The 9701-nt window shown below is 58.1% G+C and carries 8 protein-coding genes; all 8 read right to left on the reverse strand.

What is annotated here, in order from left to right:
- Positions 1-21: 21 nt before the first annotated feature.
- The 8 genes from ACWKV9_RS20300 to arnB are packed head-to-tail and all read right to left on the reverse strand — an operon-like array spanning position 22 to position 8842.
- Positions 22-1416 carry a UDP-glucose dehydrogenase family protein gene (locus ACWKV9_RS20300; protein ID WP_483837915.1) on the reverse strand — a complete coding sequence of 465 codons (1395 nt, stop codon included), beginning with the start codon at positions 1414-1416 and terminating at the stop codon, positions 22-24.
- The gene (gene arnF, locus ACWKV9_RS20305; RefSeq protein ID WP_483837916.1) at positions 1394-1828 is read right to left on the reverse strand and encodes a 4-amino-4-deoxy-L-arabinose-phosphoundecaprenol flippase subunit ArnF; all 435 of its coding nucleotides are present in this window, start codon (positions 1826-1828) and stop codon (positions 1394-1396) included. Before arnF ends, ACWKV9_RS20300 begins: the two co-directional genes overlap by 23 nt.
- The gene (gene arnE, locus ACWKV9_RS20310) at positions 1825-2169 is read right to left on the reverse strand and encodes a 4-amino-4-deoxy-L-arabinose-phosphoundecaprenol flippase subunit ArnE (RefSeq protein WP_483837917.1); all 345 of its coding nucleotides are present in this window, start codon (positions 2167-2169) and stop codon (positions 1825-1827) included. Before arnE ends, arnF begins: the two co-directional genes overlap by 4 nt.
- Positions 2166-3815, reverse strand: coding sequence for a lipid IV(A) 4-amino-4-deoxy-L-arabinosyltransferase (gene arnT, locus ACWKV9_RS20315; protein WP_483837918.1), 1650 nt, complete (start codon positions 3813-3815; stop codon positions 2166-2168). The genes arnE and arnT overlap by 4 nt, the downstream gene beginning before the upstream one ends.
- On the reverse strand, positions 3812-4696 hold the full coding sequence (arnD, locus tag ACWKV9_RS20320; protein WP_483837919.1) for a 4-deoxy-4-formamido-L-arabinose-phosphoundecaprenol deformylase: 885 nt from the start codon (positions 4694-4696) through the stop codon (positions 3812-3814). Before arnD ends, arnT begins: the two co-directional genes overlap by 4 nt.
- Entirely contained in the window at positions 4696-6687 is a 1992-nt protein-coding gene (arnA, locus tag ACWKV9_RS20325; RefSeq protein WP_483837920.1) for a bifunctional UDP-4-amino-4-deoxy-L-arabinose formyltransferase/UDP-glucuronic acid oxidase ArnA, read from the reverse strand. The genes arnD and arnA overlap by 1 nt, the downstream gene beginning before the upstream one ends.
- Positions 6684-7697, reverse strand: coding sequence for an undecaprenyl-phosphate 4-deoxy-4-formamido-L-arabinose transferase (arnC, locus tag ACWKV9_RS20330; protein WP_483837921.1), 1014 nt, complete (start codon positions 7695-7697; stop codon positions 6684-6686). The genes arnA and arnC overlap by 4 nt, the downstream gene beginning before the upstream one ends.
- The gene (gene arnB, locus ACWKV9_RS20335; protein WP_483837922.1) at positions 7694-8842 is read right to left on the reverse strand and encodes a UDP-4-amino-4-deoxy-L-arabinose aminotransferase; all 1149 of its coding nucleotides are present in this window, start codon (positions 8840-8842) and stop codon (positions 7694-7696) included. The genes arnC and arnB overlap by 4 nt, the downstream gene beginning before the upstream one ends.
- Between the last annotated feature and the right edge of the window lie 859 nt (positions 8843-9701).

The raw sequence follows: 9701 nt of genomic DNA on the forward strand, positions 1-9701 counted from the left end.
CACTGGCGCGCCCGCACTGATTCAGCTCGTCTGGACGCTGGCCAGCCTTGCGTAGCTGTCCCAGGATTTCTGCGGAATCGGCAGATCGCAGGATTCGCCGCGGCCCATGGGGAAGTAGTGAAAACCATTTTGGGCCAGGCGCTCGGTGTCATACAGGTTGCGCCCGTCAAAGATAACCGGGGCTCCAAGGCGTTGCTCGATCAGCTCGAAATCCGGCGCCTTGAACTGCTGCCATTCGGTACAGATGATCAGGGCATCAGCGTCGTTGAGCGTGGACTCAGGCGTACCCATCAGAATCAGGTCCTTGCGATTGCCGTAGAGGCGCTGGGTTTCCTGCATCGCTTCAGGGTCGAACGCGCGCACTGTGGCGCCAGCTTCCCATAATGCCTCCATCAACACCCGGCTCGGGGCATCCCGCATGTCATCGGTGTTGGGCTTGAAGGCCAGCCCCCAAAGCGCAAAGGTCTTGCCGCGCAAATCGCCCTGGTAGAACGCGTTGACCCGCTCGAACAGTTTGTTCTTTTGCCGTTCGTTGATGGCTTCCACTACCGACAGCAAGTCGTTGGAGCAATGGGCTTCCCTGGCGCTGTGGATCAGGGCACGAATGTCCTTGCCGAAACAGGATCCGCCGTAACCACAACCGGGGTAGATGAAGTCGTAGCCTATTCGCGAATCGGCGCCGATACCCAGGCGCACCGACTCGACGTCTGCACCTAAATGCTCGGCCAGTTCGGCGATCTGGTTGATGAAGCTGATCTTGGTTGCGAGCATGCAATTGGCTGCATATTTCGTTAATTCGGCGCTGCGCAAGTCCATGAACATAATGCGATCGTGGTTGCGGTTGAACGGCGCATACAGCTCACGCATGACTTTTCGCACGGCCTCGTTTTCACAGCCGATGACGATGCGGTCAGGTCGGCGGCAATCATTGACGGCTGACCCTTCCTTGAGGAATTCCGGATTGGACACGATATCGAACTGCAACAGACGACCGGCCTGACGCAGCTCATTTTCGATGTGGGCACGCAGGGCATCGCCGCTGCCGACCGGCACGGTGGATTTTTCGACGATGATCAGGGGTTCTGCCCTGTGCCTGGCAATGGCTTCACCCACGGCGAAAAAACCCGACAGGTCCGCCGACCCATCTGGCCGGGAAGGGGTACCGACAGCGATGAACAGCACCTCGGCGTGTTGTACCGCAAGCTGTTCGTCGCAGGTGAACTGCAGGCGTTTATGGTCCAGGTTCTCGCGCACCAGATTGGCCAGTCCTGGCTCGAAAATATGCACCTGACCTTGGCGCAGTTGGTCGACCTTGATCTGATCGATGTCCATGCAGATGACGTCATGGCCAACCTCGGCAAGCACCGTCGCCTGCACCAGCCCGACATATCCGCTACCGAAAACGCTGATTTTCATGGGTGAGATCCTGAAGATGAGGACTGGAAATGCGCCGGCGATTGATGGTCAAAACGCCCATCACGATCAGCGTGACACCCACGGTTTTCGTTACCGTGAACGTCTCATGGAAAAACGGTAAAAGGGCGGCGAGCGCGTACACCAGCACGTAACTGATGCTCAGCAACGAATAGGCCCGGCCAAGCGGCAAGTCGCGAAGCGCACCAAGCCAAAGGAGCATGGAAAGCATGTAGGCCAGGACCGAGACGCAGACCACCGCGAACGCGTTGAGGTCGATCTGTCCGGCAACCGTTGCATCGGGCCATTTGCTGGGGGATGGCAGGCGGCTCATGCTCCAGCGCATGCCCAACTGGGCCGCGCTGACCAGCAGCACGCTGCCCAGAGTCAAAGCGATCCCTGTGCTGCGACTCATGTCTGGCCGCCCAGCAGGACCACACCTGAAAGAATCAGCACGACGCCAAGCCAGTGCTGACGGTCGACCGGCTCCTTGAATACATAGCGTGCGGTGAGGGTGATCAATACGAAGTTCAGGCCCAGCATCGGATATGCAATACCCACGTCCATCCGCTGCAGCACCATCAACCATGTCAGCAGACCCAGCCCCATGCATAGCAATGCCAGCCATAACCAGCGTGAGCGCAGGGCGCAGGCCACGCCGGGGAATGCTCCCCGCCATTGTTCAACGGCAAGCTTCTGGGCGATCTGGCCAAGACAGGTCAGCGCGCATGCGGCCAATAGCATCAGCCAGATCACGACGCAGACTTCTCGTAGATAAGGATCACCAGATTGCCTTCGTCATAGCGCCGGCCGTCTTTGGGCAATAGATCGAGTTCACGTAATTCCTCGTCGCTTTTGCCGCGCATGAGCACGCCCACCTGGCCCTCGCGTCGAGCCTGTGTCATCCACTCGTCGATAGCTCCCATCCCTATTTCACGGCCTTGTACATCTGGATAGCCGAGGCCGTATTCGAGCTCACCCAAGGTGTTGAACAGCGCAATGTCGGGGCGTTTCAGGCGCCACGCCAAGGCCGAGGCAGCGCCTAGATCGTTGCTCAGCAAATGCCTGCTGGCGGTCAGTTCGACCAGATGCTTTGCGACGAACTGGTCCGGTGCCTTATTGGAGACCACGCTGTTGGGTAACGCCGCCGGCAACAATCCAACGAGCAACCAACTGCCCAGTGCGGGCATCGCCCAGTATTTGAGCGGCATCCAGCCCTGAAGCGCGTTAGTCAATATCCAGCCTGCCAGCACGGTGATTGCCAGCAGTAAGTGCAGGGGTTCGTGGTCGTACACAGGCTGTTTGATTTGCAGGTAAACGAGTGCTGCCAGTCCGACCGTCGCCATCAGCGCATTCAATACGCCGTTGATACGCAGTGATCGGGTCTTTGCCTGTTTGAGCTGATCAACCAGCGCATCGCCCATCATCAGCGCCAACGGCAGAAGACAGGGCAGAATGTAGGTCGGCAGTTTGCCCTTGCTCATGCTCAAAAAAGCCAAGGGGAACAGCAGCCACATCAGCAAAAAACCGCTGACCGGCTGATGCTTCTGCTGCCATGCCTGCTTGAGCGTCGCAGGTAGCAGCAATGCCCAGGGCACGCAGGCCGCCACCAGCAGTGGCAGGTAGAACCACCAAGGCTGGGCATGTTGCGCATCTTCACCGGCGAAGCGGCGGATGTGCTCATGCCAGAAGAAGTAGCGCCAATAGTCAGGCTCCTGACTGTGGACCGCCAACACCCACGGTAAACACACCGCGATGGCGATCACTACCGCCAATGATCCGTATTTGAGGAGTTCACGCAGGCGCTTTTGCCAGACCATATAGGGCAGCGCGATCAATACCGGCAATGCCCAGGCCAGAAACCCTTTGGTCAGAAACCCTATGCCACAGGCCAATCCCAGCACTGCCCATGCAGTCAGACGTGAACGACCCGTGTTGTGAATGGCGTACCAGAAAGCAACCAGACTCAGGTTGGTCCACAGGGTGAATTGCGGGTCCAGATTGCTGTAGCCCGCCTGCCCGGCAACAAATCCAAAACTCATGAACAACAGCGCACTGGCGAAGCTCTTGCGCGGATCGTTCCACAGACGACCTGCAATCAGATAGGCAAGGACGATGCTCAGCCCAGTGCTGAGCGCCGAGGCAATTCGTACGCCGAACAGGTTTTCGCCAAAGACCGCCTGACCCAGGGCGATCAGCCAATAACCGCCAGCCGGCTTTTCAAAATAGCGCAGACCCATGAAGTGGGGAGCCGCCCACTGGCCGCTGTGAAGCATTTCCTGGCTGATCTGCGCGTATCGGGTTTCATCGGGAATCCACAGGCCGTGGGAGCCAAGCGGCAGTACATACATCAGCGCGAATGCCAGCACGAGCAATGCGATGTGTCGAGATTGTTGAGTCATGACTGCTGCACCCCCAGCCATCCCTCTCGTCCGTTCAATGCGCCACGCACAAGATGGCTTGAGGGCAAGTGCTCAATATTATCCGGCAACAGCAGGCCCAAGGGCTGCCAACGGATGTCCCGAGCCTTGGCCTCACGCAGCAGGTGTTTGAAGTCCTCGGCCATGACGATGCCTTCGACTTCTGCGTGAATGGTGTAGACGTTAAGTTTGTTCGGGGAGAAGCGCTGAAGGATGAAATCGGTGTAGTCCTGAGCACCGAGTAGCGGGCCGACCACTTCGTCATAGGTGGGTAAATCGACCGGGATCTGCGGCGTCCCCGGACGTCCATCGGGCAGGAGCGGGCGAAAGATGCGGTTGCCCCGGCAATCGCTGTTGTAGCGAAACGCGAACGGCTCTTTGGCCTGTACCACATGCTCGTCGGCGCGCCAGCCAGCGGCGGCTGAACAGACCACAGGGCCGCCAAGAATGTCGCTCAGGCAGTCGACGCCGCGACGGATCTGCTCGGTCAGTTGAGCCTGGTCCCAGCGTCCTGCATTGGCCTGCCAGCCATGGTGGTCCCAGGCGTGCAGTCCCACCTCGTGACCGGCCTCAAGAGCGCGGCGCATCAAGGGGCCAAGATCACGGCCAATCGATTTGCCCGGCCACGCAGTACCGGCCAGCAGAATGTCCCAGCCATACAGGCTCGCCGCCCGCGAGCGCAGCATTTTCCAGAAAAACTGTGGGCGCGCCAGGCGCCACAAATGACGGCCCATATTGTCGGGTCCGACGCTGAAGAAAAACGTCGCTTTGACCTGTGCCTCGTCGAGCATGTCCAGCAATCGAGGCACGCCTTCGCGGGTGCCGCGGTAGGTATCGACATCGATTCTCAGACCGGCCAGCATCAGCGCGCATCCGACTTTTCAGTCATGGCTTCGCGCAGAAAAAAGTCCAGGGTCTTGCCGATGGTCTCGCTCAACTCAATGGTCGGTGTCCAGCCGATCAGACGTCGTGCATTGTCGATGCTCGGTTTGCGGTGACTGACGTCTTGATAGCCCTTGCCGTAGAACGACTGGCTTTCGACTTCGCGGAAACCGGCGAACGGCGGGAAATTTGAGCGCAGCGGATGGGCCTCGAATTGACGCAGCAGCTCTTCGCCCAATTGACGAATGCTGGCCTCGTTGTCCGGGTTGCCGATGTTGATGATCTGACCGTTGCAGCTGTTGCCACGGTTTTCGATGATCCGCGCCAGTGCTTCTATGCCGTCGGCGACGTCGGTGAAGCAGCGCTTCTGAGCGCCGCCGTCGACCAGGCGAATTGGTGTGCCCTCTACCAAATGCAGAATCAACTGCGTGATTGCGCGTGAACTGCCGATTCGTGCGGAGTCCAGGCGATCCAGCCGTGGGCCCATCCAGTTGAATGGACGGAATAGGGTGAACTGCAGGCCTTTTTGTCCATACGCCCAGATCACACGGTCCAGCAGCTGCTTGGAGACCGAATAAATCCAGCGCTGCTTGTTGATCGGTCCAACGACCAGATTGGAGGTGTCTTCGTCAAAGCTTGGGTCCTGGCACATGCCATACACTTCGGACGTGGAGGGGAAAATCACCCGCTTGTTGTACTTCACGCAGTAGCGCACGATCTTCAGGTTTTCCTCGAAGTCGAGTTCGAAAACCCTCAGCGGGTTGCGCGTGTACTCGATGGGCGTAGCAATCGCTACTAGGGGCAAAACTACATCGCATTTTTTGATCTGATACTCGATCCACTCCGTATGAATGCTGATGTCGCCCTCGATGAAGTGAAAATTGGGCTTGTTGCGCAGACGCTCGATGGCATCCGAGCCGATGTCCATTCCGTAGATTTCGTAACGATCGTCTTGCAGCAGGCGCTCGGACAGGTGATTGCCGATGAAACCGTTGACGCCCAGGATCAGCACCCGGGTTCGGCGTAGCGGGCGACGCTTGTCGACACCCAGCAGTCGCGAGCCTTCGACCAGACCGAATTCGCGGGCCAGTTGCGGTCCGCTGAGGTACAGGCCGTCTTCACCCCGCTGTCCGGCGCTGATCACCAGTGAACCCTCGCCACAGGCAATCCGCAGCGGGTCGCAACTGATGACCGTGCCCGGCGCGAATCCGTCATTGGCGTCCTGGACACGGGCGCTCCAGACGATCAGTTTGTGCTCGCCCACCGGACAAAATGCGCCGGGGTAGGGTTGGGTCACTGCCCGCACCAGGTTGTACAGGCGTGGGGCTGAAAGCGTCCAGTCGATCAAGCCGTCGGCAGGGGTGCGTCGGCCAAAACAGCTTGCCTGAGACTCATCCTGCGGTATGCCCGACAATTGCCCCTGCGCCAGTAAAGGCAGGGTTTCGGAGAGCAGGTCCGCAGCCGCCTCACGCAGTTTGCCGTGCAGCGTCAGTGCAGTATCGGTGGCACTGATCGACACTCGTTGCTGAGCGACGATGGCGCCTGCGTCGGCGCGCTTGACCATCTGGTGCAGGGTGACGCCGGTTTCGCTTTCACCGTTGACCAAGACCCAGTTGGCCGGAGCGCGACCGCGATAGCGCGGCAACAGCGAACCGTGCAGATTGAAGGCGCCGTGCCGGGCACACGCCAGTAGCGACTCGCTAAGCAATTGGCGGTAGTAGAACGAGAAAATGAAGTCAGGGTCGAGTTTGCCGATCCGCTCCAGCCAGAGTGGATGATTGGGATCTTCGGGTGCATGCACCGGAATATCATGTTGAGCGCAAAGCTGGGCCACGGAGCCAAAGAAGGTTTTTTCTTTGGGATCGTCGGCATGGGTGAACACAGCGGCGACATCGAAACCGGCGTTCAGCAGGGCCTGCAAACCAACACAGCCAATATCGTGATAAGCGAAAACCACAGCTTTCTTGCTCATGGCGCAACCTTGCTCAAATAAGGAGTAGCGGGGGAGTCGGTCGTGTGAGTGGTGGCCGCAGTAGAGCAGCGCACGACTTTTTCGATGAAGAAGCGCGGACGGGCACGGACGTCGCTGTACATGCGTCCCAGGTACTCACCCAGCAGGCCCATGCCGATGAACTGCCCGCCGGTGAAGACGAACAGCACGGCGAAGAGTACGAATGTGCCGTGCCCGGCCCAAGGTGCTCCGAAGATCAACCGCAGCACGATCAGTAGAACGGCAAACAGCACTCCGAGGAACGCCATGCTGAAGCCGATGATGCTGAGCAGCCGCAGGGGCGTGGTCGTCATGCAGGTGACCAGGTCGAACATCAGGTTGATCAGGCGCATGGGGCTGTATTTCGAATCGCCGTGTTCGCGTTCCGCATGGTCGACCAGCACTTCGGTGGTATGGCGCGCGAAACTGTTGGCGAGAATCGGTATGAAGGTGCTGCGTTCGCGACAGGCCAGCATGGCGTCGATAATCGTACGTCGATAGGCGCGCAACATGCAGCCGTAATCGCTCATGGCCACCCCGGTGGAACGCTGCACCGCCAGGTTGATCAGCTTGGATGGCCAACGCCGCCAGGCAGAGTCCTGACGATTGCTGCGCACGGTGCCGACCACGTCGTACCCCTGCTGCGCGAGCAGCACCAGGCGCGGGATTTCTTCAGGAGGGTTTTGCAGGTCAGCATCGAGGGTGATCACCACATCCCCCGTGCACTGCTCGAAACCCGCCATGATCGCTGCGTGTTGGCCATAGTTGCGATTGAGAATGACGGCCACCACCGGGCTGCCCTCGCGCTCGGCCGCCTGCTGCAGGATGTCGGCCGAGTCGTCGCGACTGCCGTCATCGACCAGCACGATCTCGAAGGGCTGTTGCAAGCGAGCACAGGCTGCTTCAGTACGCCGCAGCAACTCTGGCAAGCTTTGCTGTTCGTTGTAGACCGGAATGACGATCGACACCCGGTTGATGGCATAAGGTTTCAAAGGCGCGATTCCACGATCGATTCAATGGCACTGACGACGCGGTCGACATCACCCAGCGTCATGTCGGGAAACAGGGGAATGGAGCAAAGCCGTGCGGAGTTCCATTCGGTATTGGGCAAATGAACCTCGGAAAAACGCTGGCGGTAATAGCGGTGCAGGTGAGTGGCGATAAAGTGAATCCCGGTGCCGATGTTGCGAGCCTGCAACGCCTGCATGAAGGCATCCCGGTCCAGCCCGCACCGCTCGGCATCAATACGCACGATGAACAGGTGCCAGGCATGCAGATGGTCATGGCGGGGCAGGGCTAATGGCAGCAGCGGAGTGCCAGCCAGCCGTTCTTGATAATGACTGGCCAGCATTTGGCGTTTTGCATTGATCTGGTCGAGCCGCTGCAACTGAACCAGCGCAATGCTGGCGTTGATGTCGGCCAGGTTGTATTTGAAGCCTGGCTCTATCACTTCAGCCTGTGGTTTGCGCCCAAGCGTTATGCGGTCGTAGGCGTCAACCCCCAGTCCGTGAAACTTGAGTTGTCGTATCCGGTCGGCCAGCTTTTGGTCATCGGTGACAAACATCGCCCCTTCGGCACAGGTCATGTTCTTGATCGCGTGAAAGGAGAAAATTGCTGTGCCTTGAGCGCCGATCGGACGACCCTTGTACTGCGTGCCTGCCGCATGTGCGGCGTCTTCGATCACCGCGATGCCATGCCGCTCAGCCACCGCGTATAGCGGGTCGAGATCGAACGCTGCGCCGGCATAATGCACCGGGACAATGGCTTTGGTGCGGGGGGAAATGGCTTGCTCGATCATCGACGCGTCCGTCATCAGCGTGTCGCGATCGACATCGACAAATACTGGTGTCGCTCCCAGCAAACAGATCATGTTTGCCGTGGATACCCAAGTCTGGGATGGTGTAATGACCTCATCGCCCGGCCCGACGCCTAGCGCCAGCAATGCGATGTGCATGGCTCCGGTAGCCGATGACAATGCCACCGCATGGCGAGCGCCCACATGCTCGGCGAATCGCTCTTCCAGCTTGTGGCATTCGGCCCCCGTTGTGATCCAACCCGAACGCAAAACACGGCTGACAGCATCAACTTCCTCATCGCCGATGCTGGGCCGTGAGAAGGGAAGAAAAGCTAGATCCATTTTTATTCTCCCGGACTCAATGAGACCGATAAATGAGCGCTCGATAGCTTTAAATGCGAATGCAGTCTTGTCGATAAGTATGGATGCACGAATTGATACAGCGGTTTGAACGCCTCAAAACGATATGGACGGGATTGAGCTCTCGGCTTGTGCATTAGTTACAATCGCTCGCATGCTGCTTTCAAGTGATCAAATAGTGCGAAGAACGATAGTCCACCAAATATGAAAAATACGTTTATGCGGCGTGAGTTTTCCATTCTCTTTTTTAGTGCTGTATCGCGTGGTTGTCAGGGGCAGGCTTACGTTGATACCTGGCCGCTTAATATTCGTAGGCTTCAGTGTTTTCAGGGTTTATACCCGAATGGATGAATCAAAGCGGATAGACAGCCGTCGTTCAGCTTGCCTGTGATAACAGCCAAACTTGGCGCAGGCGACGATTTAAACTAATACTGATGTTTAGTTAAGCTTCGATGACAGATAGACGTTAGTTTCAATAGTTTTTAACGCTAGCAGATACGCGAGAAAATACAATTATTCGGCTTGATGGCAATAGTAAGTCGCAGTGGTACACCGCGAATGATAGTTATCGTCGCGTTGGTCACAGATTTAACGGTATGGTCAAGGCGTTGAATGTGTACGTGACGATGCATGAACGCCACATTCCCCTTGTAGGAGTGATGTTCTGAAGGGGAGGGTGAAACAAGGTGCGCCATTCTCAGGCGCACCTGTTTTCTGGACGTTACTGCCAGGCGCGGTCGCCGTTTTCGTCTTTGATCCGCGTCGGCAGGCCCATCAGGTCGAGCGCTCGCAGGAACGGCTCGGCGGGCAGTTGCTCGACGTTGACCATGCGCTGCACGTC

Source organism: Pseudomonas corni, assembly GCF_057128765.1.